The sequence below is a fragment of the Dermacoccus sp. BD5 genome (assembly GCF_044878485.1).
In the GTDB taxonomy this organism is placed as follows: Bacteria; Actinomycetota; Actinomycetes; order Actinomycetales; family Dermatophilaceae; genus Dermacoccus; species Dermacoccus nishinomiyaensis.
Genome location: NZ_JANJER010000006.1, coordinates 47,655 through 71,146 on the forward strand (window position 1 = coordinate 47,655; position 23,492 = coordinate 71,146).

The 23,492-nt window shown below is 70.1% G+C and carries 21 protein-coding genes; 8 read left to right on the forward strand and 13 right to left on the reverse strand.

Annotated elements, in window-relative coordinates; all coding sequences use genetic code 11:
* Positions 1–183: 183 nt before the first annotated feature.
* A complete protein-coding gene (locus NQ706_RS06285; protein ID WP_051805566.1) occupies positions 184–1,245 on the reverse strand; it encodes a GNAT family N-acetyltransferase in 1,062 nt (353 codons plus the stop codon).
* Positions 1,246–1,414: 169 nt separating this feature from the next.
* Here NQ706_RS06285 and NQ706_RS06290 point away from each other — a divergent pair, with 169 nt between their 5' ends.
* Positions 1,415–2,002 (forward strand): GNAT family N-acetyltransferase, encoded by a 588-nt coding sequence (locus NQ706_RS06290; RefSeq protein ID WP_038566738.1) that lies wholly within the window; start codon positions 1,415–1,417, stop codon positions 2,000–2,002.
* 191 nt (positions 2,003–2,193) lie between these two features.
* On the opposite strand, the gene NQ706_RS06295 is transcribed toward NQ706_RS06290, so the two are convergent.
* The 10 genes from NQ706_RS06295 to NQ706_RS06340 all read right to left on the reverse strand — a co-directional run bounded on the left by NQ706_RS06295 (position 2,194) and on the right by NQ706_RS06340 (position 15,078).
* On the reverse strand, positions 2,194–3,066 hold the full coding sequence (locus tag NQ706_RS06295; RefSeq protein WP_051805565.1) for a glycosyltransferase family 2 protein: 873 nt from the start codon (positions 3,064–3,066) through the stop codon (positions 2,194–2,196).
* Positions 3,066–4,565, reverse strand: a complete 1,500-nt coding sequence (locus NQ706_RS06300; protein ID WP_051805563.1) for a glycosyltransferase — start codon at positions 4,563–4,565, stop codon at positions 3,066–3,068. Before NQ706_RS06300 ends, NQ706_RS06295 begins: the two co-directional genes overlap by 1 nt.
* Positions 4,565–5,959, reverse strand: a complete 1,395-nt coding sequence (locus NQ706_RS06305) for a glycosyltransferase (protein WP_051805560.1) — start codon at positions 5,957–5,959, stop codon at positions 4,565–4,567. The genes NQ706_RS06300 and NQ706_RS06305 overlap by 1 nt, the downstream gene beginning before the upstream one ends.
* Positions 5,956–6,759, reverse strand: coding sequence for a glycosyltransferase family 2 protein (locus NQ706_RS06310; protein ID WP_047311137.1), 804 nt, complete (start codon positions 6,757–6,759; stop codon positions 5,956–5,958). Before NQ706_RS06310 ends, NQ706_RS06305 begins: the two co-directional genes overlap by 4 nt.
* Positions 6,756–8,030 (reverse strand): glycosyltransferase family 2 protein, encoded by a 1,275-nt coding sequence (locus NQ706_RS06315; RefSeq protein ID WP_404360590.1) that lies wholly within the window; start codon positions 8,028–8,030, stop codon positions 6,756–6,758. Before NQ706_RS06315 ends, NQ706_RS06310 begins: the two co-directional genes overlap by 4 nt.
* A 41-nt stretch (positions 8,031–8,071) precedes the next feature.
* A complete protein-coding gene (locus NQ706_RS06320) occupies positions 8,072–9,253 on the reverse strand; it encodes a glycosyltransferase family 4 protein (protein ID WP_150112706.1) in 1,182 nt (393 codons plus the stop codon).
* Positions 9,254–9,336: 83 nt separating this feature from the next.
* Positions 9,337–10,308 (reverse strand): WcbI family polysaccharide biosynthesis putative acetyltransferase, encoded by a 972-nt coding sequence (locus NQ706_RS06325; RefSeq protein ID WP_150112705.1) that lies wholly within the window; start codon positions 10,306–10,308, stop codon positions 9,337–9,339.
* Positions 10,305–12,014, reverse strand: coding sequence for a PIG-L family deacetylase (locus tag NQ706_RS06330; protein WP_051805552.1), 1,710 nt, complete (start codon positions 12,012–12,014; stop codon positions 10,305–10,307). Before NQ706_RS06330 ends, NQ706_RS06325 begins: the two co-directional genes overlap by 4 nt.
* A complete protein-coding gene (locus NQ706_RS06335) occupies positions 12,014–13,000 on the reverse strand; it encodes an acyl-CoA dehydrogenase family protein (RefSeq protein ID WP_235181990.1) in 987 nt (328 codons plus the stop codon). Before NQ706_RS06335 ends, NQ706_RS06330 begins: the two co-directional genes overlap by 1 nt.
* Positions 12,997–15,078 carry a catalase gene (locus NQ706_RS06340; RefSeq protein ID WP_038566729.1) on the reverse strand — a complete coding sequence of 694 codons (2,082 nt, stop codon included), beginning with the start codon at positions 15,076–15,078 and terminating at the stop codon, positions 12,997–12,999. The genes NQ706_RS06335 and NQ706_RS06340 overlap by 4 nt, the downstream gene beginning before the upstream one ends.
* A gap of 246 nt (positions 15,079–15,324) precedes the next feature.
* Between NQ706_RS06340 and NQ706_RS06345 the strand changes: the two genes are divergently transcribed.
* The 4 genes from NQ706_RS06345 (at position 15,325) to NQ706_RS06360 (ending at position 19,068) form a co-directional block, all read left to right on the forward strand.
* Complete coding sequence (locus tag NQ706_RS06345; RefSeq protein WP_051805550.1) at positions 15,325–16,335, forward strand: SDR family oxidoreductase; 1,011 nt, start codon at positions 15,325–15,327, stop codon at positions 16,333–16,335.
* Positions 16,336–16,413: 78 nt separating this feature from the next.
* Positions 16,414–16,908, forward strand: coding sequence for a pyridoxamine 5'-phosphate oxidase family protein (locus tag NQ706_RS06350; RefSeq protein WP_038566727.1), 495 nt, complete (start codon positions 16,414–16,416; stop codon positions 16,906–16,908).
* A gap of 112 nt (positions 16,909–17,020) precedes the next feature.
* Positions 17,021–18,217 (forward strand): zinc-dependent alcohol dehydrogenase, encoded by a 1,197-nt coding sequence (locus NQ706_RS06355; protein WP_038566724.1) that lies wholly within the window; start codon positions 17,021–17,023, stop codon positions 18,215–18,217.
* Between the two features lie 209 nt (positions 18,218–18,426).
* On the forward strand, positions 18,427–19,068 hold the full coding sequence (locus tag NQ706_RS06360; protein WP_038566721.1) for a HEAT repeat domain-containing protein: 642 nt from the start codon (positions 18,427–18,429) through the stop codon (positions 19,066–19,068).
* A gap of 11 nt (positions 19,069–19,079) precedes the next feature.
* Here NQ706_RS06360 and NQ706_RS06365 read toward each other — a convergent pair whose 3' ends face one another.
* Positions 19,080–19,589: a hypothetical protein gene (locus NQ706_RS06365; RefSeq protein WP_051805546.1), complete on the reverse strand. Its 510-nt coding sequence runs from the start codon at positions 19,587–19,589 to the stop codon at positions 19,080–19,082.
* A 206-nt stretch (positions 19,590–19,795) separates the two neighbouring features.
* A complete protein-coding gene (locus tag NQ706_RS06370; RefSeq protein WP_051805544.1) occupies positions 19,796–20,278 on the reverse strand; it encodes a hypothetical protein in 483 nt (160 codons plus the stop codon).
* 149 nt (positions 20,279–20,427) lie between these two features.
* Here NQ706_RS06370 and NQ706_RS06375 point away from each other — a divergent pair, with 149 nt between their 5' ends.
* The 3 genes from NQ706_RS06375 to NQ706_RS06385 all read left to right on the forward strand — a co-directional run bounded on the left by NQ706_RS06375 (position 20,428) and on the right by NQ706_RS06385 (position 23,381).
* Complete coding sequence (locus NQ706_RS06375; protein WP_081873557.1) at positions 20,428–21,123, forward strand: response regulator transcription factor; 696 nt, start codon at positions 20,428–20,430, stop codon at positions 21,121–21,123.
* Positions 21,124–21,286: 163 nt separating this feature from the next.
* Positions 21,287–22,720 (forward strand): guanitoxin biosynthesis heme-dependent pre-guanitoxin N-hydroxylase GntA, encoded by a 1,434-nt coding sequence (gene gntA, locus NQ706_RS06380; protein ID WP_081873556.1) that lies wholly within the window; start codon positions 21,287–21,289, stop codon positions 22,718–22,720.
* Positions 22,713–23,381: a DUF1989 domain-containing protein gene (locus tag NQ706_RS06385; protein WP_006946721.1), complete on the forward strand. Its 669-nt coding sequence runs from the start codon at positions 22,713–22,715 to the stop codon at positions 23,379–23,381. Before gntA ends, NQ706_RS06385 begins: the two co-directional genes overlap by 8 nt.
* Positions 23,382–23,492: the final 111 nt, after the last annotated feature.

The following is a 23,492-nucleotide window of genomic DNA, read 5'->3' on the forward strand; positions in this document are numbered from 1 at the left end:
GTGAGCGACATACGTCGTGTGCCTGAATGTGCACGAAATTCGCGATCTTCGTCCACCTCTGCGAACCGAGTCCGGTCTGCGAATCCTCGTCACATCGACGATGTCGTGGTCACCACCGCTGCCCCGTCGCCCCCCGCGGACCCTACGACGCCCCAGTCGCGCCGTTGACCCGGCGGCCAATCGTCAGTGCGGCACCGAGCTGTTCTCCGCTGACGCCGTCGTCGCCACGGTGCTCGCCACGGGCGCCGACGAGTCCGCGGTGGCCTCCGGGCCTCGAGCCCGCTGCGTCTGACGACGTTCCGCGAGATGCTCGCGGGCTTCGAGGGCACGTCGCGCTCCGGGCACGATGTCGCGTTCCCAGGTGCCGAGGTGGGTGACGTCCTCGCCACCGAAGGAACGCTTGAAGGCGCTGAATCCCGCCCAGGCATGGTTCGGCTCGTCCGGTGGTGCGAGGCCGAACAGGTCAGCGGTCCGAATGCCTGCGTCGTGGGCGTCGAGCAGCGCGCGCGTGATGAGGGGCTGGTTCGGACGCAGTTTTCGATGCTCCACGGGCATCGCGGCATGGGCGAAGAGCCGCTGGGTGGGGCTGTCGTAGACGAGGGTGGCGCACAGCGGGGCGCCGTCCTTCCACGTCGAGTAGAGGGTCGCCGCGTCCACCGGCATCATCGCGGAAGCCACCGCATGCAGGTAGCTGGCCGAGCGGGCGACGATGTGCTTGTGCCCCGCAGCCTGCGACAGGAACGCGGCGAGGATGGTGACGTCGTCCGGGTTTCGGCTCGTCCGCACCTCCAGGCCCTTCTTCGCGTGGTTGCGGTGAATCGTGCGGATGCTGCCCGTCGCCGCGTCGAGGATGGCGTCCGGGCCCGCAGTCAGGTCGATGAGGCGAGTGTGCTTCGGTTGGTGATCGTGCAGCGCCGGGTGGAATCTGTCGGCCTCGAGCACGTCCCGCCACAGCGGCAGGTCCGACCAGAGGGCCTCGCGTTCGCTGCTGCGCGGCTCGACGCGAACCCACCAGGCTCGCCGTCGACGAGCATGGGCGTGGATGGCACGCAAGGCGTCGTCGAGTGCGCCCGCGTCACGGCAGATCGGCCCGTACGGCACGTACAGGTAGGAGCCAACCGCGCGCTTCTCCTCGACGCACAGTGCCGACCACCCGTCTCCCTGCAGTGTCGACGTCGGCTTGCCGAGCTTGCGTTGGACCTTGGCCCATGCGTCGGTCTGCAGTGGCGATTCGAGCGAGAACATTCGAGGTTCCGATCATCGGGGCGATAACGCTCAGGCGACGTGCAGCACGGACGGAGACCGCGAGGCAACTTCTCGACCGTATCGCGAGACTCACCCCCTGACCGCGCATCCTGAGCCTTCGGCATGTCACCCGGTTGCCGCTGATCGCCGATGGAGGGAGAGTGAGACCATGCTCCCCGCCGATCTGCCGAACCTGGGGGACGGACGTGTCACGCTTCGCGCTTTCGTGAACGATGACGTGGATCTGGTTCGCAGCGTTGCCCGCGACCCGCTGATTCCCCTCATCACGACCGTCCCCGCGAGCGGTTCCCATGACGACGCGCTGAGTTACATAGCGCGTCAGCACGAGCGACTACGGACCGGCGCCGGGTACTCCTTCGCCATCACCGACCAGCACGATCAGTGCATCGGCAACATCGGCCTGTGGCTCAGCTCCATCCACCAGGGGCGTGCCTCGACGGGGTACTGGCTGGCGCCGGCGTTCCGGGGACGCGGCTATGCGAAGCGCGCACTCAGCATCCTGAGCGGTTGGGCCGAGACGCTCGAAGATGTGGCCCGCCTCGAGCTCTACGTCGAGCCGTGGAATGAGGCGTCATGGCGTTGCGCCGAAGCCTGTGGTTTCGAACGCGAAGGACTGCTGCGTTCCTGGCAGCAGGTGGGCGATTCGCGCAAGGACATGTTCATGTACAGCCGCATCCGCGTCGATGAAAGCGCCCAGGCTGAGGCCTCCCCGCGCAGCGGCGGCGGCGTCGCGTAGCCGGCCCGTCTGCGATCTTCGTCTCGGTGGCGATGCGTCACCCCGCGGTACGAATGTGGACGGGATTCGCAGATGGGGACGTAGATCGCAGGATGGCCCCGGAACGCCGTGTACGACTGCGATTTTCGTCCACATTCGCGATTCTCGGACACGCCTGCGAATCCTGCCCACATTCGGGCACACCGCAAGGCTCAATGCGGCGACGCCAGGGACAACGACGTAGGGGTCCACTCGACGAGGCCTTCGTCGGCGAACGCCTGCAACCAGCCCTCCATCGGCCAGGTGCCCCACCGCTCGCGGTAGAGGTTCGCGTTGCGCACGATGTCGACGACGTGATGGCGCGGCGGGTTCGCGCTCGGATGCCACTGATGCAACGCGTGCGCGCCGCCGACCCACGCCATCCGCAGGCCCGCGTCACGGGCCCGCATACCGAAGTCCGTGTCCTCCGCGCCGTACCCGACGTACCGCTCGTCGAAACCGCCGCACGCGCGCCAGGCGTCGGCATCGAGCGCAAACGCGAGCGACCACAGGAGACGATGGTCGTCGTCAACCTCGACCGCACCCGACGACGGCGCGGGGCGCGCAGCATGCGGAGCGACGAAACGTCTTGCAGCCGCCGGGAATTCACCGTCGAGACGATCGTCCTCCCCCAGATACGTGACGATGCCGTTGAGCACGGCACGCTCGCCGCGAGCATCGAGCTGACGCTGCGCGTCACGCGACGCATCGACGAAACCGGGCAGGGGGACGCAGTCGACATCGAGGAAGACGATGAGTTCCGCGCCATCATCGAGTGCCGCCGTGGCGCCGACGTTGCGGGCCCGCGCTGTCGGCATGCCCAGCGGGTGATCGTCGAGGGGCACGATGCTGACGCTCTCACCCATGACGCCCGCCGCGCGCAGGTCGTCACCCAGATCAGGCATGTCGACGGCGACGATGACGTGTCGCACGTCGGGCGCCACCTCGTCGAGGAACCGTCGCTGATTGACGAGGTGCTCCAGACGCCCCCGCACCGGAGTGACGACGGCGACGGGCAGCGTCCGGCCCGACCCCATGTCGGTCATCACTGCAGCGTCCCATCTCCGAGTGCGGGCGCCTCGGCGCCGGTAGCGGCTGGCCAGCCGGAGCCGCCCTCGCCGACTCCACGCGCAGCGCCTCCGGCTTCGCGGACGCCTCGCTCTGCGACACCTGCGCGCGCAACATCGTCGATGCCGTGCCTGCTCCCACGCACAGCGCCTTCCAGATCGTCGGCATCAGTTCCAGCAGCTAGGTCAGCGACGCCCCCGCGCGCAGCGGCCTCGATGACGTCAGCCGCGCGGTCAACAGCGCCGTGGACGCACCAGCGCGCCCACGCACGTCCTGTCGATCGCTCGTCGTCCCCGGCGAGGAGTTCACGGATGCCGGCAGCGACCTCGTCAGCGGTCGCACCCAGAGTCAGCCCGCGCGCGATGCCGGCGTCGTCAAGAGCACGAGCCATGTCGGCCTGCTCGTCGAACGGACGCTCCTGCGGCACGACGACGGCAGGAACACCGAAGGCAGCGACGTCCGCAAGAGCGTTCTGCCCCGCGTGGGTGACGACGACGTCAGCCGTCGCGAGCAGAACCTCGACGGGGTGGTCGGCGTCGGGCGTCCGCCAATGGACCTGCGGCACAGCGCGTTCGACGGCGCCCGGAAGCTCAGCGTCGTCCCAGCCCTCGCCGCCGACGAGGAGCACACCACGCAACCTTGGTATCTCTTGGGCGCCCCGCGATGTCGCGTCCGAGAAGGCCCCTCTCGGCATGCCCGCCGAAAGGCCCTCCGGAACGTTCACCGCAGCACCGTCAGAATCGCTGCCTCGCCGTGCGCCCAGCGAAGGGCCTCCCGCAGCGTCTATTGCTGCACCGCCGGATCCGGCGCCCGGTGCAGTGCTCTGCGAGACGTCCGCCGCAACGCCGCAGCCGCCGGCATCGCGGGAACCGTCCGCCCGCGGGCCCGACGCAACACTTTCCGAGGAGTTCGGGGAGGCACATGCCGACGAACCACCGCCCGCAGCGTTCGGCCCCGCAGCATGACCCGCGAAGCGCGACAGGCCACCGACTTCGACCGTCTTGTCGCGATGGCGTTCGAGGTGCGGCGCGACGTCGAGCCGCGCCGGCCAGGGCGCCAGCACAGCCGCCGCCAGGTCGAACGCCAGCGCATGCGGTGCGTCGTCGCGTCGCCCGGGCTGAGCCACGACGACGACGGGGACGCCGAGCAGCCGCACGAGAGCGGTCACCTCGACGGAGACGTCGACGACGACGACGTCCGGGCGCGCCTGCGTCACCCACGCCGCGATCTGCGCCGAACGCTCGGCGTAGCCACCGCCGAGCGGAGCCCAGTGCAGACGCCCACCCGCATCGGGGTCGACGAACGGTGCATCCGCTTCATCGGCATCCGACGCGAGCGCGACCTGATCCCCGCCGGGCAGTGCGCCGCTGCCGAGATAGGTGATGACGTGCCCGCGCCGCGTCAGTTCGGCACCGATGACGCCCGCCCGCGTCGCGTGCCCCCGCCCGTGATGGTGCACGTAATAACCGATGCGCATCACGACATCGCCCCTGTCGCGTCCGGTTGGGCGCCGCCTGAGACGCTGTCGCCCGAAAGGCTCCCCGGGAGCAACGGACGGTCCGCAACGTCACTGCCCATGCCGTTCGGCGCGCTCACCCCCGGACGAACCCCGGCTGGAGGCTTCATGTCCTCACGGATGACGAGCCGCCGCGCGTCGGCGTCGCTCGGGAGCGGGTCCAGCGGTGTGTGACGTTCGACGGATCGCGCGCCCGACGCAGGCTGCGAACGGCGCGCCGCGTCAGCCGCCTCCGTCAGCACCGCGAGATGCCCGTCGATGCAGGCATCGAGAGAGAAATGGCGGACGGCGCTCTCGCGCACCGCCGCGCGATCGAGAGCGTCGACTTCGGTGACGGCAGAGGCCAGTCGGGCGACGAGCACGTCGTCGGGCGCCGCCATCACGGCTCCTGCCGGGAGCTCAGACGAATCCACGACCGGATTCGTCGACGCGTCGACGAGGACACCCATGTCCGGTCGCACCACCTCGACGAGACCACCTCGTGCGAGGGCGATGACGGGCGTCCCGCACATCGCGCCCTCGACGGCGACGAGGCCGAACGGCTCTTCCCATGCCGGTGTGGCGAACAACGCGTCGCTCCGCCCGACGACCTTCGCGACCTCCTCTGGCCGCACCGCGCCGAGATGCTCGACGTCACCCCCGAGCCGCGGCGCGATCTCCGCCTCGAAGTACGCCGCATCGCTGACCGGCCCGACGAGAGCCAGCCGTCGCCCGGCCACCCGCGCCGCATCGATCGCGAGATGCGGCGCCTTCTCCGGCGTGATCCGACCGACCCAGGCGAGACGGCCGTCGTCAGCGCCCGGCCCGAGGACGAAACGCGACTCGTCGACACCGTTCGCCACGACCTGCCGCGTCAGCGTCGACCATTGCGCCGCGAGGGCTTTCGACACCGCGACGAACCGCGACGCCGGCGAGGCGAGGGCCGCGCCGAGCTCCATCCACGGAAACGGCGGCGTGTGCAACGTCGTGACGACCGGCGCGTCGTAGGCGCGCGACAGCGACATCGGCAGGTGGTGCAGGCTGTGGTTGGCGACGACGTCGAGCTCACCGGCACGATCCCGGCGCGCCAGTTCGGCAGCCGCGAACGTGAACGCGTGATGGTCGTCGAGAAACGGCTTCTCCGGCAGCTGCGGGTCGAGCGCGGCAACCGCCGAGAACCGCGGCAGCGCCGGGTACACCACGACCTCGTCTGCCACATCGGCCGGCGTCCCCTCGGCCGCGAACAGCACGACGCGGTGGCCGCGCCGACGGAACCCGGCGACGAGCGCCGCCGTCAGCGATTCCTGGCCGCCGGCGAACGGCTCGCTCAACGGGTTGCGGTTCGTGGCGAGCACGGCGATGCGCAGCGACGTCATGCGACTCCTCCTCGCAGGTTGGCCAGATACGTCGCGAACCCGCCGACAGCTCGCCCGTCGAGACGGCTCGACGTGACGACGCGCGCGTCATCGGCCGCCCGCACGAGGCGCTCGTCCTCGGCGCGCAGCCGCTCGACGAGGTCTACGTCCTCGTGCAGCGACAGCGGCGCGAACCCGCCGACCCGCAGGTAAGCAGAGGCGCGCACGCCGAGATTCGCGCCGTGCACATGAGGATGCCCCTCCCGCAGATGGTGTCGTTCCATCCACTCTGCGCGCCGCGCGCCGGTGAGAGCCGCGTCCGGTTCGACGGTGCCGACGTACGCGTCGGCGCCGGCGTTGGCCGTCGCGATGTGGGCGCTCAGCCAGTGCGGCGGGACGTGCGTGTCGGCGTCGGTCGACGCGAGCCACAGCGCGTCGGCATCGATGCCGTCACGCTCCGCCCATTCGAGCGCGCAGCGCACTCCCGCGGCACGCGCTCGCCCGACGCTCCCCGCCGTGACGACGAGCGGCTCCACGCTGAACTGCCCGCGGTGCGCCGCCGCGCCCGCGAAGGCACGCACGATGGCCTCGCTGTCGTCGGTGCACGTGTCGAGGACGATGCACGCACGCAACGTCATCGCCGGCGCGAGATGAGCAACCTCGACGAGCGCTCGTTCGAGCGCCGTGAGGCAGTGCGGAAGCGCCTGCTCTTCGTCACGCGCAGGCACGATGACAGTGGCGCCGGCGAGAGCAGGGCGAGGCGAACCGTCACGGCTGCGAGTGAGCGCACGTGTCACGCACGGATAGGTGCGCTCGCTCATGACCACCTCCGTCGGCCCCAGGCCTCGAGGTCGAGGGGCCCGTCTGCGGGAACGGTTTCGACGATCGGTGACGCGTCCGCGTGCGATTCGACCGGCCCAGCGGCCCTGTCACTTCTGCGATTTTCGTCCACATTCGTCCGATGACGGGTGCGCGCCGCCGTCACGCCGGCGCTCACCCATGGCGCGCCGTCGCACGCTGCGAGCAGACCCTCGGCATCGCGCAGAACGCACGGCTGCATGACGTCGACGATGAACTCAGCGCGCTGCAGAACCTCGTCTGACGGTTCGCCGGCGCACACGCGAGGGTCATCGGCGAGCACGTCGGGGCGGCGTTCACCGCACCAGATCCCGACGTCCGCGAGCGCGAGCCACGACTCGAGGGCGGCGTACTCGCCGCTCGGTGCCACCGTTCGCGTCGGCCGCCAGAACACGACGACACGCGGGGCGCGCCAGATGCCGTGGCGCCCCCGCACGTCTGGCTGTGGAATGCGGGCAGCGAGCGCGAGCTGCTCGCCCTCCTTGAGCTGCGCGAGATCGGCTCGCTCCCCCGCGTCGGGGCCGTCGTGCCAGGCCACCGCGGCCGGCGCATGACGCAGGGCGACGCCGGTGTTCCAGGCGCGATAGGCGAGATCCCAGTCTTCGCCGCCGTACCCGACGAGGCTCTCGTCGAACCCGTCGAGTCGTTCGAACGCGACGCGAGTCATGCCCATGACGGCGCTGATGACGAGCCGCCAGTCGCCGTCGCCGGCGTCACGCAGGTCGTTCGTGCGCGCGTAGCCGTGGCGCAGCCACTGGGGTGCGGCGAGGACGTCACCGTCGACCGGCGCCTCGGGATCGGTTGCCGCACACCAGGACACGACGCCGTCACCCCGCGCGGCGACGGCACTGAGATCGGCATGCCGACGGGCTCCGACGACGAGGGCGCCGGCGCCAGGCGCCTCGCGCGACGCCTCTCGCAAGGCGTCGACCATCGCGGCACAGTAGCCGGGCGTCGGCACGGTGTCGCCGTCGAGGAAGAGGACGACCGGTGAGGACCCGGCGCGCGCGCCGAGATTGCGCACCGCCGCGGCGCGGAAGCCCTCGTTCGCCTGTCGCAGGAGCGTGACGCCGTCGGGCACGCTCGGCGGGGTGGCCGAACCGTCATCCGCGACGACGATGTGGAGGCGCAGCGACGAATCATCCTGCGCCGCTAGGGAATCCAGAACCCATCGCAGACGCTGCGGGTCTTCGAAATGCGTGACGACGACGTCGACGTCGCGCCCGTCACCCACGCTCAGGTCAGCCCCTTGCTCGCCCGCGCGAGCGTTCCCGCTCACCCGACACCACGCAGGGGCGGCAGGTGCGCGGCGAGCAGTTCGCTCTGGCGACGCGCGGCGTCCGGCGTCGTGAGCAAGCCGGGATGCGACGGGTTCGTCACGGTCACCATCGGGTCGCTCAGCGCCGCCCGGGCGGCATCGACGAGAACATCGATCACACCATCACGATCGCCCGATTCGCCTGCATCAGTAGAAGGTTCGACGACCGTCACCGAACCGGGTGCCGCCGTCGACAGTTCGGTGACCCACGGCGTCGCCAGCGTGATTGGCCGGCGACCGGCGCCGATCCATCGGCCGATCGAACCCGACGCAGAGATGTGACGGTAGGCCGCGAGCGGCACGGCGATCGTCGCGATCGCGGCGTCCATCTCGTCCTCGCTCAGGTGCCCGAGAACGCGCAGTTCGATTCCCCGCGCGTTCGCGTCGCGGCGCAAGTCGTCGACGAAGCCCTCGTGCCCCTCGACGACCGCGCCGAGCATGACGAGGTCGCGACCCAGCGCCGCGGCAACATCGAGTGCCAACTGCGGATCCTTGCCCGGGTGGACGAACCCGAGGACGCCGACGGGCGCGTCATCGCCCAGGGCGAGCACCGCGTCGCCCGCCGCGGTTGCACTCGGTCGTGCATCGACCGGCAACGTGACGACACCGACGCCAGCGACATCGGCGTCGCCGAAACCCCGAGCGGCGCTGTCAGCGTCACCGGCAGGCGCCGCGACGACGTCACCCAGCATCGCGCGTTCGGCCTCGCTGCACACCTGAACAGACGCGGCGGCCGCGACGATGCGCGCATACAGCGCAGCGCGACGTTCGTAGCGCGCCTGCCCCTCGGCGGGCTGCGGAATGTCGTGAAGCGTGACGTGCACGGGCCGCGCGGCGCCCTCGATCGCGCGCACCCCGGCTTCGATCGCCCGGTGGTCGGCGCCGAGCAGCGCGTCGGTGAGGTGAACATGCACGGGCCCCGCATCGCGCGCGAGGTACGCCGCGAGGTCATGCGCGCCGGTCCCCACGTCGAGCATCGACGTGCGGCGCGCACCGGCGAGAGCCGCCCCGTGGCGCGTCACCCCGTGCTCGGGCGGGCCGAGCAGGAGGTGGTCGACGGTTGCAGCCGCATCACCCGATGCAACGTGCGCGCTGCGGGGGTCCTCAGCGGCAGTGCTCGCCGGGCGCGTCGTCGTCATCCTCGTATTGTCATGTGCGACGGCGCTTCTCGTCATCTTGACGTCTGTCGGATATTCGAACGCATCGCCGCTCGGTGCGGCGCTCACACGTCACCGTCCACGATCTCGAGCAACGTCGCATGTCGACGCACCGCGTCCGCGAGTGCCTGCGGGTGCTCGGCGTACCACGTGGCGTGGGCGGCGACGAGCTCGTCCTCGCCCACCGCCTGACCGCGCACCTGCCACACGCGGGCGACGTCGTCATCGCTCATCGGCACCTGCGCGAACGCGGCGGCGCGCTCGTCCATCGGCGCGACGAGGGCGCCGAGCAGCGACCGGCCAGGGTCGTACTCGCGGGGTGCGCCGAGGTCGAGGGCGGCCGCGATGCGGTCGGCGACCTCGACGAGGACGTCGTTCGTCGGGTGGTTGATGACGTGGACGCTGCGCCGTCCAGGGCGCGTGAGGGCATCACGAATGTCGACGGCGCCGTGCGCCTCGATGCGCCGCGTCAGCTCGGCGAGGGATGCGTCGCGCAGGGCACCGACGGCGCGCTCGTCGAGCTGCGGCAGGTCGGCGCTCGTCACACGAGCCGCGTGGTCACCCGCTCGGCGGCACGCCGCGATGACGCGCAGATCGTGATACGGCACGATCGGCGGCTCGCCCGCGGGCGTGCGGACGATGACCTGCGCCGGGTGCAGCCCCGCCCACCGCATGACGGGCACGATCGTCGACCTGACGTGCGGCGCCGCCGTGAGCAGTTCTTCCGTGCCGACGGGCAGGCCGCGATACCCGGGGGCGACGGGTTGTGTGACGAGGTACTGGGCCTGCGCGAGGGTGCGATGCAGGTGCGGCACGTCATCGGCGACCAGTTCGTGCGCCGGGACGAGGCGGATCGTGCGGATGCGATCGCCGTACCGACCGTCGAGAAGTACGCGCAGCGACTCCGCCTGGCAGTTGCCGTGGACGGCGAGCACCGGGCGGCCGTCAGGATCGGCCGTCGGCACGGGGTCGGTGAGACCGTAGAACTCGCCGTAGTGCAGGTTGCGAGGCGTCGCCTCGACGGCAGGCACTGTCATGAGGCCTCTCCTTCGACGTCATCTCTGGCACTTTCGCCGCTGACGGCGCCAATGCCGCGCTCGCCGTCAGTCGACGAATGTGGACGAAAATCGCCGGTGTAGACAGGATTCGCCGATGTGGACGGGATTCGCAGGACGGCGCGGGTGTCGCGCGACACGGGGGCCGTTGCGGCGGTCGGGGCATCGCCGTTGCTCGGGCGAGCGACCACGATGGCGACGTCGTCGTCTTCGTAACGCGCGAGCGTCGGCCACTCGAGGCGCACCTGCTCATCGACGAGACGCCCGTCGAGGGGGATGTCACGCGTCGGGTGCAGCCAGTTCGCCACGACGACGACACCGTCATCGCGCAGCAGTGCGTCGATGCCGGCGAGGGTCGCCAGCAGCGTCGCGCCGTCGAGGAAGTAGCCGATCTCGCTCAGCACGACGGTGTCGAACCGCTGCCCTTCGTCGGCGAGTTCATCGAGCACAGAAGGCAGTTCGGCGTGGCGCCAGTCGACGCCGTCGACGTCACGTCGACGAGCGCGCGCCAGCGCCTGGGCGCTCCCGTCGACCGCGACCACGCCGTCGGCGCGCTCGGCGAGCACCTGCGTCAGGACGCCCGTGGAGCATCCGAGATCGAGCACGCGCCCGAGATGCTCTTCAGGCAGCATCGCCTCGATGAGGGCACGGCGACGCCGCTCGTACCAGCGCGTCTCGACACCCCACGGGTCGTCGCTGCCCTCGAACATCGCGTCGAAGGATGCCGCCGGCGTGCGTCCATCATCGGACGAGGCGACGCGGGGCAGCGCGCCGCCCGGGTCGAAGAGTGTCTCGACGAGACGTTCGAAGTGGGCGAGGACGCCGGCGTCGAGCATCGCAGGCTCGGCTGCGGGGCGCGCGAACGTCCCGATCTGTGACGAGTACGCCGCGATGGCTGCGCGTTTGCGCTGGAGCGAGGCGACGTCGGGGACAGCGAGAACGCTTCTCTCCCAGACTGTTTCGGCAACCGACGATGGGTCGCCCCAGTGCCACCACCACAACGGATAGCTGACGCACGCCGCCCCGAGCTGCGCCGCGACGTCCCGCGCCACGGCTCCGCACGTGTCGTGGTCGATGTGCGCATCGGCCTCCGCCGGGGCGACGACGAGCACCCGCTCAGTTCCCGACCCACGCACCGGCGTCATCGACGGCGTCACCGTCGAGGTCCCATCGGTGGCTGCGTCATCGCGGCCGACCGCTCTCGAGGGCGACTGGTCCGACACCGTGGATGCCTCCGCCGCAGTTACCCGCACGACGCGCTCCAGCGCAGCGGCCAGTTCGGCACGGTGGTCAGCGACGCGGCCGTCAGGTAGCGCAAGGCGCTCAACCCGCCCGAGCGCACCGCCGAGCAGCACACCGAGAGCGTCGTCGAACTCGCGACGACGGACTTCGCGGACGACCTCGAATGTCAATCCCGTTGCCGCAGAGTGCGATCCCTCGCCGTCGGTGACGAGGGCGACGTCTACGGGCAACCCCGCGTTCGCGAGCATCGCCAAGAATGCGCCGACGGCGAGGGTCTCGTCGTCGGGGTGAGCCGCGACGACGACGACGCGGCTGTACCGGGCAGCGAGGGCTTCGACGTCGAGGTGGCCAAGCGACGCCCATGGCGTCCCTCGCAACCACGTGCGTTCGCTCGTGCCGGGCTCCCGCGACGACCACGAGGCCGGCGCGGCGGGCATCCCGCGCATCAGTGACGCTCCAGCGTGGCAGCGCCGATGGCGGCGAGGTCGCGTTCGGCGTGGTGCTGGCGCACGTAGACGCCGAGGTCGGCAACGCGCCGCGCGTGGGTCTCGTCGCTCGTCAACGGGCCGGGGCCGAGCGCGTGGCCACAGATCGTCAGCGCCTGCTCCGCCGCATCGGCGACGACTGCTCGCACGCGCGACGACAACGCGAGACCCGCTGCACCGCAGGCGTTTCCACCGTCGATCGCGCGGGCTGCGTCGGCGAGTACCGCGTCGAGCAGATACGTGATGACCTCGAGCCGGCCCAGATGCATGAGCGCGATCTGATCGGGTTCACGCCGCCCCGCAGCCGCACGAACCGCTGTGACGAGGCCGTCCACGCCGCCCACCCAGACGGCGGCGACACCGATGCCACCCCACGCGAAACCGTCACGGCCGAGGTAGAAACCTGGCTCCCCGACGGGCGTCGCGGGCATCGCGTCGAACGTCAGCGACGTCGAACGGATCGCGACGAGCCCACGCGACACCCAAGGCTCCTCGGCGCCGCGCACCCGCGCATCCGTGAGGTCGACGGCGAACAACCGCTGCCCTTCAGGCGTACCGGCCGTCACGAGCGCATGCGGCAACTGCTCACCGAGCGAGCACCACGGCTTCACCCCGTCGAGCACCCAGCCGTCACCTTCGCGACGCGCGGCGAGGCCCGGCGCCCGCGCCGCGAACACACCCCAGGCGCCGTCCCCACCGCCGGGCAGCACGTCGCCCGGCGCAACCCCCGCCTCGGCGAGGATCGCAAGCGCGTCGAGGTGCGGTTCGATGACGCGGGCCGTCGTCAGGTCAAAGGCGCCGAGCGATCGCAGCGTGTCGAGATACACCGCGCTGTCGCGGCCCAACGCCGCTGCGGCGGAAGCGAATTCACCGGCAGCGGCAAGCGCCGCCCCGACGTCCCCAGCAGGGATATCGGGGCGGCACAGCGCACGAGAGGGTTCGCTCAAGCGGAGAGCTCCCGCTTCCAGAAGCGCAGCGCACGGCACGTCTCGACGAAGCCCTTCGCGCCGGCCGCGTCGCTGACGTCGACAAACCCGTCGTCCTTCTTCGACGCCACACCCGCGGCTTCGATGAGACCCGACGCGTCCGGGCCGAGGGCCAGGAACTTGTTGTGCGCGACGGCGTCCGTCACGAAGTCACGAGCCTCGGCGACCTTGCCGAGCGCCGCCGCACCGTCAGCCGACGGCAGCAGCGCGACGGCGTCGAACAGCACCGACGGCGCACCGGCGATGGCGTGATCGGCGGCGAGCTTCTCACCGTTCGACAGCGTGACGCCACCGACGGCCTTCGCGACGATCTCGACGACCGTGCCCTCGGCCTCGGCGGCCGAACGCACCGCGGCGAGCAGGTCGGCGTCGGTTCCGTCGCTGACGACGACGCCGATCTTGCGGCCGGCGAAGCTGTCGGGTCCGTTCTTCACGATGCTCAGCGCGTCGGAGACGGGCAGGTCGTGACGCGGCGCCACCTTCGCGGGCGAGGCCTCCGGCAGCTCCATCGCGAGCTCGTCGGCGACGCGCTGCGCGAGCGACTCGTCGACGTTGCGCAGGTTGCCGAGCATGCGCGTGCGGATCTCGGGGATCTCGCACTTGCCGAGCTCGAACGCGAACGCGTCGACGATGTGCTTCTGCTCGACCTCCGTCTGGCTCTTCCAGAACTGATTGGCCTGGCTGTAGTGGTCGGCGAACGACTCCGCACGCAGACGGCGCGCCTCACCCTCGACCTTCGTCGGGTACGTGTCCGGCTGGAACGTCGTCAGCGCGCGCGGGCCACGGTCGTCACCCGAGAAGCCGTTCGGCTCGTAGTTGGCGCGGCCCCTCTGGTGCGCGAACTGCATGTGACCGTCACGCTGGAAGTGCGCGACGGGGCACTTCGGCGCGTTGACGGGCAGCTGCGTGTGGTTGGTCGAGCCGAGGCGCGACAGCTGCGTGTCGAGGTAGCTGAAGTTGCGGCCCTGCAGCAGCGGGTCGTTCGTGAAGTCGATGCCGGGCACGACGTTCTGCGTCATGAACGCGACCTGCTCCGTCTCGGAGAAGACGTTGTCGACGACGCGGTTGAGCGTCATCTTGCCGAGCGGGCGGATCGGGACGATCTCCTCGGGGATGATCTTCGTCGAGTCGAGCACGTCGAAGTCGAAGCTGTCGGCGAACGCGTCGTCGAACACCTGGACACCGAGCTCGTACTCGGGGAAGTCGCCGCTCTGGATCGCGTTCCACAGGTCACGACGGTGGAAGTCGGCGTCGGCGCCGTTGATCTTGACGGCCTCGTTCCAGACCACCGACTGCATGCCCTGCACGGGCTTCCAGTGGAACTTGACGAACGAGCTCTTGCCGTCGGCCGTCACGAAGCGGAAGGTGTGGATGCCGAAGCCCTCCATGAAGCGGAAGCTGCGCGGGATCGCGCGGTCACTCATCGCCCACAGGGCCATGTGCGTCGACTCGGGCATGAGGGAGATGAAGTCCCAGAACGTGTCGTGCGCGCTCGCTGCCTGCGGCCAACCGCGGTCCTGCTCCTCCTTGACCGAGTGCACGAGGTCGGGAAACTTGATCGCGTCCTGGATGAAGAAGACGGGGATGTTGTTGCCGACGAGGTCCCAGTTGCCCTCCTCGGTGTAGAACTTCGTCGCGAAGCCACGGACGTCGCGCGCGAGGTCGGCGGAGCCCATGTTGCCGGCGACCGTCGAGAAACGAACGAACGTCTCCGTCTGACGGCCCTTCTTGCCGAACAGGTAGGCGGCCGTGAGGCCGCTGTGGTCGTCGTAGCTCTCGAACACGCCGTGCGCGCCGTAGCCGCGGGCGTGGACAACACGCTCCGGGATGCGCTCGTGGTCGAAGTGCATGATCTTGTCGCGGAACGCGGCATCCTGCAGCAGCGACGGGCCGCGGTCGCCCGCACGCAGCTGGTTCTGGTCGTCGGTCACCGGAATACCCTGCGACGTCGTCATGGCGTTGCCACCGCTCACCCCCTGGTGCAGCTCGTCCCCGGTGCCGCGCGTGTCGGGGCTCGTGGTGCGCTCGTTGTCGCTCATGGCTCTCCTCATGCTGGTGGTCGTTCGATCATGGCCTCTCGACCCTATGTCGGAGAGTATGGCCACCGCACCCCTTCTCACCACGCCCCTACGGATGTGGACGAAAATCGCAGATGTGGACAAGGATCGCAGCGAGGCCCAGGGCGCTGACGGGACATGAGCCGCCGGGCACCCGTGTGGGTGACGACTCGGTGTGAGAGGCGAAACCCATTGGAAAAATTAGGGATCGACTCTAGGGTGAAACTCATGGAGACGTCGCGCAGCCAGTCGGATCACCCGGTCAGTTCGCCGAACCAGAATGTATCGGCTTCGTCAGAGAAGCCCTTGGCACTCGTCGCGGGAGCCTCGCGCGGGCTGGGTTTTCTCGTCGCCACCGCCCTCGCCGACGCCGGGCACCGCGTCGTCCTCGCATCTCGCTCCGCCGACGCCCTGGCGAAGGCCGCCGACACGCTTGTCTCCCACGGCCACGCGCGCAGTGCCGTCTCGACGATCGTCATGGACGTGAGTGATCGCGACGGGGTGGCTCGAGCCGTCGCCCAGGTCGAGGGCGAGCACGGCCCGATCGACGTCGCAATCCACGTCGCCGGTGTCATAGAGGTCGGCCCGGCCGAGAACACGACGCACGAGCACATCGAAGGCGCGATGAACATCATGGCGTGGGGGCCGATCAACCTCTCCGACGCCGTCGTCCCCGGCATGCGCGAACGCGGGCGCGGGCGCTTCGGCGTCGTCACCTCCATCGGCGGCCTGCTGAGCGCACCGCACCTGCTCGCGTACTCGACGGCGAAGTTCGCGGCCGTCGGCTACACCGAGGGCCTCGCCGCGTCGCTCGCCGGCACGGGCGTGAGCGCCACCGTCATCGCCCCGGGGTTGATGCGCACCGGCTCGCACACGGCCGCACAGTTCTACGGCAACGCGCAGGCCGAATACGCGTGGTTTGCGCCCGCCGCGTCGCTGCCGTTCGTCAGCATGGACGCGACGAAGGCCGCGCGACGCATGGTCGACGGCGTCCTGGCCGGCAAGCCGTACGTCATCCTCACGCCCGCCGCGAAGCTGGGCGCGCGCGTCCACGGCGTCATGCCGGGTGTGACGACGCGCGTCATGGGCCTCGTCGGGCGTGCGCTGCCTGGGCCCGTTCCCGGTGCGACAACGCCTATCCCCGGATCGAAGCTCGCACCGAAGGCCGGACGATTCGTCAAGCTCCTCACGACGCTCGGTGATCGCGCGTCGCGCAGCAACCTCGAACCCGAGGGTTGAGAGGCCCCGGGTCGCGCCACCCGAAGATTTGAACCCAACCACCCGACCATCCGAGACCCCCGACGAAAGGCACGCACCATGTCTGCTGGAACCCCGAAGTCCGACATCTCGCAGGAGCAGGTCGTCGAGATCATGCGTGGTGAGCGCTTCGTCATGCTCACCTCGATCGCAGTCGACGGGGCCCTGCACAGCCACCCGATGACGCCGCAGGAGGTGACGGACGACGCCGACGTGTGGTTCTTCGTCGGCCTCGGCACCGAGCAGGCGCAGGCGCTGCAGAGCAACCCGCGCGTCAACCTGTCGTTCGCGCACCTCGGCTCGTGGCTGTCCGTCGCGGGCCGCGTCGAGTTCGTCGACGACCGCGCCAAGATCGACGAGCTGTGGAGCGACGACGTCGCCGCCTGGTACGACGGCGGTAAGGACGACCCGGACCTGGGCCTCGTGCGCGTCGTCAGCGAGTCCGCGCAGTTCTGGGGCCAGCCCGGCGGCAAGGCCTCCGCGCTCGCGAGCATCGTCAAGGCGCGCGTCAGCGGCGAGCGTCCGAAGGGCCAGAGCGCCACGACCGAGCTGTGATGAACCCGGGAGCCGAACCGACGCGCGGCGGCTCCCGGCACCACGCTCCCCACCACCCCATCCCCACCACCCGATCGCCGCACGTCGCGGTGATCCTCTCCAGGAGAAACTGATGCGAGCACTCACCTGGCAGGGCCAGGGCAAGGTCTCGGTCGAGCAGGTCGCCGACCCGAGCATCCAGGAGCCCACCGACGCGATCGTGCGCGTCACATCGACCGCGATCTGCGGTTCCGACCTGCACCTCTACACCGTCCTCGCGCCGTTCCTCAACAAGGGCGACGTGCTGGGCCACGAGTTCATGGGCATCGTCGAGGAGGTCGGTTCGGGCGTCACCTCCATCAAGCCCGGCGACCGCGTCGTCGTCCCGTTCAACATCTCCTGCGGGCACTGCTGGATGTGCAGCCGAGGCTTGTTCGCGCAGTGCGAGACGACGCAGAACGTCGACCAGGGCACCGGAGCGAGCCTCTTCGGCTACACGAACCTCTACGGCGCGGTGCCGGGCGGCCAGGCCGAGTACGTGCGCGTTCCGCACGCCGACTTCGGGCCGATCAAGGTGCCCGACGCCGGCGACGACGAGCGCTACCTCTACCTGTCCGACATCCTGCCGACGGCGTGGCAGGGCGTGAAGTGGGCCGACGTGCGCCCCGGCGACACCCTCGCCGTCATGGGTGCCGGGCCGGTCGGCCAGCTCGCCGTCGCGAGCGCGCAGTACCTGGGCATCGAGGACGTCATCGTGGTCGACCGCATCCCCGAGCGCCTCGAGCGCATGAAGGCCCGCGGCGCGCGCACCATCAACCTCGACGACCTCGACGGTTCGCAGGTCAGCGCCGTCGGAGACGCCGTGCGCGACCTGACGGACGGGCGCGGTGCCGACGGCGTCGTCGAGGCCGTCGGCATGGAGGCGCACGGCAATCCCGTTGCCGGCGTGGGCATCACAGCGGTCAGCAAGCTGCCGTCAGCGATCTCCGAGCCGCTTGCGAAGAGCGCCGGCGTCGACCGTCTCGCCGCGCTGCACGCCGCGATCGACAGCGTCCGCCGCGGCGGCACCGTCTCCGTCTCCGGTGTCTACGGCGGCGCGCTCGACCCGATGCCGATGATGCAGATGTTCGACAAGGGCATCGCGATGCGCATGGGCCAGTGCCACGTCAAGCAGTGGACCGACGAGCTGCGCGACGTGCTCGTCGACGCCGACCCGTTCGGCGTCGAGCAGCTCGCGACGCACCGCGTCGGGCTCGACGAGGCGGCGACGATGTACGACGTGTTCCAGAAGAAGCAGGACGGCTGCCAGAAGGTCGTCCTCAAGCCCTGACGCACTGACGGTCTGGGATCGGGTCGGCGTCCACCGAGACGCTGGGCCACCAGGCCGCCCGGCCACCACAGGATGGCGGGTAACTCACGGGTAGGCGCGCGGTTAGGCGCCGACCTGTGAGTTACCCGCCATCGTGCGTTCTACGTCCAGGCGGCGCCGCCTGGAATGGTGCGCGGAATAGTGCGGGCGCGACGGGCGCTGCAGTGAGCATGACGCCCGAGCAGTACGCCGCGAACATCGCCCGCGCCCTCGACGTGCAGGATCAGTCGGTGCGGTTGCAGGCCGCGATGGCGGCGGGCACACATCCGCATCCCGACCTGCTGGAGACGCTCGTGCGTCGCTGCGGCGTCGAGCCCGACTTCTTCGTCCGCGAAACCCTCGCCTGGGCGCTGACGCGCCTGCCGGCTGACGACGTCCTGCCGCGCGTTCAGCGCGAGCTGGCGTCGAAGAACATCCAGGCGCGCACGCAGGCGTTGCACGTGCTGTCGAAGGTCGGCGACGAGCGCGCATGGCCCTGGATCACGTCCGAGTTCCTGCACGACGCCGACGACGATCTCGCCCGCACCGCTTGGCGCGCGGCCGCCGCACTGGCCCCGCAGAGTCAACATGGCTCTCTCGCTGACGAATTGGTCAAGGAGTTCGGCCGTGGTGACGCCGGCACGCAGATGGCGTTGAGCGTCGCATTGCTCGGTCTCGGCGACGCCGCCGTCCCAGCGGTCAGGTCGGCAATCCGGAGCCAAGACGCGGCCGTCACCGAACATGCTCGCGCGACCGACCTGCTGCGCACCCGCCCCGAGCTCGCGTTCGACGGCGCCGTCGAGGAAGCCAAACGCATCGTCGCGATGGGTTGAGCGCGTCGGCCCTACCCCCGGCCATACGACGGGAGAGCGGGTAACTCACGGGTAGGCACGCAACTACGCGCGCCGACCCGTGAGTCACCCGCCATCCCATCGTCGAAGGTGACGCAGCGGCCGCCCGCTCCCCCGGAGCTTGGAATCACAACACCTGGGGCCGCGCAGTACCAGGCCGGCCTGTCGCCGTCGGTGCGGGGCTCGTCGATGCCGACGTTGGCACGGCTGTGCGTTCTGGGGCCGGCTACGACGGTCGCGATGAACGCGGCGACGGCCTTGCGCGCCACCTCGGTGACCTTGACCTGCCCGTAACGTCTTCGCGGCCTTCCCGGCGCGTCGAACGCGGCGTTGACGTCCCTGGCGCCGCTGATCGGCGACGTCGCGACGACCTGGCCGGTGCTGGGGTTGACGACGTCCAGTCGGCCCTCCCCGTGTACCTCGCCGTCGATGACGTTGCACAGCAGGGTGCTGATGAACTTCACCTCGAATGTAGCGGCGGCATGCACTGTGGTGCGCGCCATACTTGAATGACCCCTGTTTTTACTGGCCAGCAGGTGGCGCCCATGAAAGCGCCTCGGGAGGGACGCCACACATGGCCGACACCACCGACCAACCTGGGCAGCTGGGGTCAGGCCGCGTCAGGGCGATCAGGCAGGGCGAGGCGCCCGCGCGATCCAGCGGGGTGACTCGTCCGACGGCTCGCCAGCGGAGCGCAGCGGATGTCAGCTCAGCGCAGCGTCGCGGCCGCTTCGGCATGGGCGGCGACGAGGCGTTCGATCTGGCTGTCGGCGCGCACGATGAGGTCGTCGAGTTCGGCGACGTCGATGCGCGCATCGTTGATCGCGAGCACGCGCATGCCCTCCCAGCCGGCCCGCTTGCCACGAACGGCCGCCAGCAGCGCCTCGAGTTCGAGCACGTCGCTCAGCGGCGAGCGGCGCACGAAACGGCCGTTGAGTTTCACGCGGCTGACGGTCTCGCCGACGCTCAGCGCGAGCTGCGCGAGCCGCGCCTCACCCGCCCCGAGCGCGTCGGCGATGACGCGCAGGCGCGCGCGGTCCTCGGCGATCTCCCGCGTCAGCGTCGCGAGCACCTTCCGCGTGCGCGCCGAACTCTGCGAGCGCGACGCGCGCTCGAACAGGTCGAGCCCGCCCTTCGATGCGGCCCAGTGATGAGCGACGTAGCTGGTGACGAACTTGTCGCGCGATTCCATGATCGACCTCCTGCAGGTCTGCGAGAACGGGTGTCACCGTCAGCCTAGGAGGTCACCGTGCGCGCGACCAGCCCGACGCAACACGGTGGATGTCGGAAGTTCGTCATGGTTGATTTCCTTGTGTCGCAACATGTTGGCAAGGTATCCCCATGTCGTCCCATCCGAGCACCGATGGAGCCGCACACCTCCGTCTGGCGACGGGTGAGGAGTCGAGGTGCGCGCCCGCACCCCGCGCATTGCGCGTCACCCTCGTCGACGACGACGCCCTCGTCATGGCCGGTTTTCAGGCACTGCTCGCGCCCTACGCCGCACGCGTCGAGGCGACGTGCAGCCGCGGCGTGCCCACCGAACCCACCGACGTCGCGCTCTTCGACTGCTTCGCCGCCCCCGAGCCGGGGTGGGCGACGCTGGCGCGCCTGCGCGACACAGCCGCCGTCGCGCGCCTCGTCGTCTACACCAACGACCCTCCGCAGGCGCACGTCGGTGCGCTCACCGACTTCGGCGTCGCGGGCGTGCTGACGAAGCACGCGACGGCCGACGAGCTCGTCACCGCACTCGAACGCGTCGCCCGCGGCGAGCGCGTCGTCGACCCCGCGTTCCCCGTCGAGCTGGGTGACGACTGGTGGCCTGGGCGCGCCGAGGGGCTCACCGAGCGAGAGGCGCAGGCCGTCACGCTCATCTGCCGCGGCCTGCCCAACGGCACGATCGCGCACGAACTCAACGTCTCCCTCAACACGCTCAAGAGCTACATCCGCTCCGCCTACCGCACCATGGGCGTCGCCTCCCGCAGCGAGGCGGTGCTGTGGGGCGTCGCGCGCGGACTGCACGTCGACGGCCGGCCCTGACGCGCTCACCACTTTCCAGCATGGCGCCGCGCAACGGCGATCCATCAGGCAGCCGACGCTTCACCTCCTTGCGGGTGTGGCGCGAAACACGGTGAGCGACAACACTTCTCATCACCACCGACACCTCACGACCCTTGATCGTCGGATCGCTCGAAGGAGAGCTGTGCCCCGCCTCACCGTCGCCGTCGTCGCACGTAGCGAGCTGTTCGGATGCGGCGCGATGGCGGCTCTCGACGCGTTCGGCGTCGCGACACGCCTCGTGCTCGTGCGTGGCCCGGGCCTGCGAGCCGAGGATTTCGCGCTCGATGCCGACGTCGCCGTGCTCGAGTGGAACGAACCCAACCGCAACGCCTGGGATCAACTGCGCGCGCTGCACGCCGCGAACCCGACGACGAAGCTGCTCGTGTCGTCGCTGCACACCGACGAGGCCGCCATCAGCCGGCTCCTCGCGCGCGGCGCGTCGGGAGTCGTCGGACGGTCGGCGAGCGCCGCCGATCTGCGCGCCGGGGTCGATGACGTGGTCGCGGGCCGAATCGTCCGCCCCGCGGTGCTTCGACCCTCCCCCACGGACGCGCGGCCGACCGTCCCCTCCGACGGGCTGACCGCACGTCAGGCGCAGATCGTCGATCTCATCTGCTCGGGCATGCCGAACGCGCAGATCGCCGAGCGCCTGCACCTGAGCGTCAACAGCATCAAGTCGCACATCAGAGGCGCCTACCGCGCGATGGACGTGCAGACGCGCCCTCAAGCCGTGTTGTGGGGTCTGGCGCGCGGCTACGGTGGTCATGTGTCTGACGATCACTGGCCGCCAGCCGCGGCCCCCACCTCATCATCCGGCTCGTCGACGCACCCAACCGATGACGACGAGTCGCAGGCCCCTGACCTCGCCGACTGGCTCGCCGAACAAGCCGACGCGGGCCTCGAGGGCGCGGACGAGGCAGCCATCCGCGACGTCATCGGCGCGATGATCGAGCACCCTCGGTTTCCGTGCCTCGGAGCGCGTTCGGCGCTGAAACGCGACGGCGCGCTCGTCCGCGTCTTCGACGACATGACCGATGACGCGTGTCTCTCAACGCTCAGCGCTGAACTGGCCGACTTCGCCGCGATCGAGCGTGGCCCGCGCGAGTTCGGCTCTTTCATCGCCGTCTTCCGTCGCCCGCGGGCGGGCGACGAGCGGGAGTTCGAGAACCTTCTGTGGGGCATGCTGCAGCGATTGCACGATCGTGACGACGCGCCGTGGGCCGAGCGCGTGTCGCCCGACACGACGTCACCGCACTTCAGTTTCAGCCTCGGCGGCGTGCCGTTCTTCCTCGTCGGGTTGCATCCGCAGGCCTCGCGCATCGCGCGCCGTGCTCCGCTGACGACGGTCGTGTTCAACCTGCACGATCAGTTCGAGCAGCTGCGAGCTGACGGCGGCTTCGACCGGATGCGCGACGCGATCCGCCGTCGCGATGCTGCGTTGCAGGGTTCGATCAACCCGGTCGTCACCGATCATGGACGCTCGTCGGAGGCGCGTCAGTACTCTGGGCGGCACGTGGAGGACGACTGGCGTGCCCCGTTCACCGCGCACCCTTCGAAGGAGAATCCTGATGACTGACCCGCGACGCCCGCGCTCCCCCCACCCGCCGACGCCGCGGCCGCCGTACGCGGGCGGCCCCGAAGCTCCCGCCGACGGTTGGTCGCGCATCGCCCCGCAGACGGGGGTGCTCGTGCCGCTGGCGGCCGGTCAGGTGCTCGAGGTCGTCGACCCGTGTGGCGAGCAGGTGAGCGACTTCTACGCCGTCATGCAGGACGACATCGCCGAGTGCTTCTCGGCGGGGCGCACCGTCGACTACAACAACACGTTGTACCCATCGACTGGGCACCGGTTGTGGAGCAACCGCAGCAGCGTCATGGCGACGATCGTCGCGGACTCGGTGGGCATCCACGACATGACGGTGACGCCGTGCAGCCAGCAGACGTTCGACATCCTCTACCCCGAGTTCGACGGCGCCCCGCACCCGAGTTGCTTCGCGAACCTGTGCGGCGCGCTCGAACCCGTCGGCGTCGCGCCCGACCACATCGGCACGACGCTCAACATCTTCATGGACGTGTGGACGAGCCCCGACGGTGAACTGCACATCGACCCGCCGCCGACGCAGGCGGGTGACGTCTTCGCCATCCGCGCCGAAGCTGACCTGTTCGTCGGGCTGACGGCATGCTCGGCCGAGAAATCGAACGCCGGCGTCTGCAAACCCATCGACTACCGGGTGCGCTGAGGCGCTGACGTCGCACCGGTCTCCTTGACGAAACTGGAGAGCCGGCGGCCGTTCAGGCCCCGTCGGGGCTCAGGCGCTCCGAGCAGAATGAGCATCGAGACGGCCCATGTT

Bases quoted from the DNA above. Each gene is read 5' to 3' on its own strand.
- NQ706_RS06285 (WP_051805566.1), bottom strand. From the start codon at position 1,245: ATGTTCTCGCTCGAATCGCCACTGCAGACCGACGCATGGGCCAAGGTC.
- NQ706_RS06290 (WP_038566738.1), top strand. From the start codon at position 1,415: ATGCTCCCCGCCGATCTGCCGAACCTGGGGGACGGACGTGTCACGCTT.
- NQ706_RS06295 (WP_051805565.1), bottom strand. From the start codon at position 3,066: ATGACCGACATGGGGTCGGGCCGGACGCTGCCCGTCGCCGTCGTCACT.
- NQ706_RS06300 (WP_051805563.1), bottom strand. From the start codon at position 4,565: ATGCGCATCGGTTATTACGTGCACCATCACGGGCGGGGGCACGCGACG.
- NQ706_RS06305 (WP_051805560.1), bottom strand. From the start codon at position 5,959: ATGACGTCGCTGCGCATCGCCGTGCTCGCCACGAACCGCAACCCGTTG.
- NQ706_RS06310 (WP_047311137.1), bottom strand. From the start codon at position 6,759: ATGAGCGAGCGCACCTATCCGTGCGTGACACGTGCGCTCACTCGCAGC.
- NQ706_RS06320 (WP_150112706.1), bottom strand. From the start codon at position 9,253: ATGACGACGACGCGCCCGGCGAGCACTGCCGCTGAGGACCCCCGCAGC.
- NQ706_RS06325 (WP_150112705.1), bottom strand. From the start codon at position 10,308: ATGACAGTGCCTGCCGTCGAGGCGACGCCTCGCAACCTGCACTACGGC.
- NQ706_RS06330 (WP_051805552.1), bottom strand. From the start codon at position 12,014: ATGCGCGGGATGCCCGCCGCGCCGGCCTCGTGGTCGTCGCGGGAGCCC.
- NQ706_RS06340 (WP_038566729.1), bottom strand. From the start codon at position 15,078: ATGAGCGACAACGAGCGCACCACGAGCCCCGACACGCGCGGCACCGGG.
- NQ706_RS06345 (WP_051805550.1), top strand. From the start codon at position 15,325: ATGGAGACGTCGCGCAGCCAGTCGGATCACCCGGTCAGTTCGCCGAAC.
- NQ706_RS06350 (WP_038566727.1), top strand. From the start codon at position 16,414: ATGTCTGCTGGAACCCCGAAGTCCGACATCTCGCAGGAGCAGGTCGTC.
- NQ706_RS06355 (WP_038566724.1), top strand. From the start codon at position 17,021: ATGCGAGCACTCACCTGGCAGGGCCAGGGCAAGGTCTCGGTCGAGCAG.
- NQ706_RS06360 (WP_038566721.1), top strand. From the start codon at position 18,427: ATGACGCCCGAGCAGTACGCCGCGAACATCGCCCGCGCCCTCGACGTG.
- NQ706_RS06365 (WP_051805546.1), bottom strand. From the start codon at position 19,589: ATGGCGCGCACCACAGTGCATGCCGCCGCTACATTCGAGGTGAAGTTC.
- NQ706_RS06370 (WP_051805544.1), bottom strand. From the start codon at position 20,278: ATGGAATCGCGCGACAAGTTCGTCACCAGCTACGTCGCTCATCACTGG.
- NQ706_RS06375 (WP_081873557.1), top strand. From the start codon at position 20,428: ATGTCGTCCCATCCGAGCACCGATGGAGCCGCACACCTCCGTCTGGCG.
- NQ706_RS06385 (WP_006946721.1), top strand. From the start codon at position 22,713: ATGACTGACCCGCGACGCCCGCGCTCCCCCCACCCGCCGACGCCGCGG.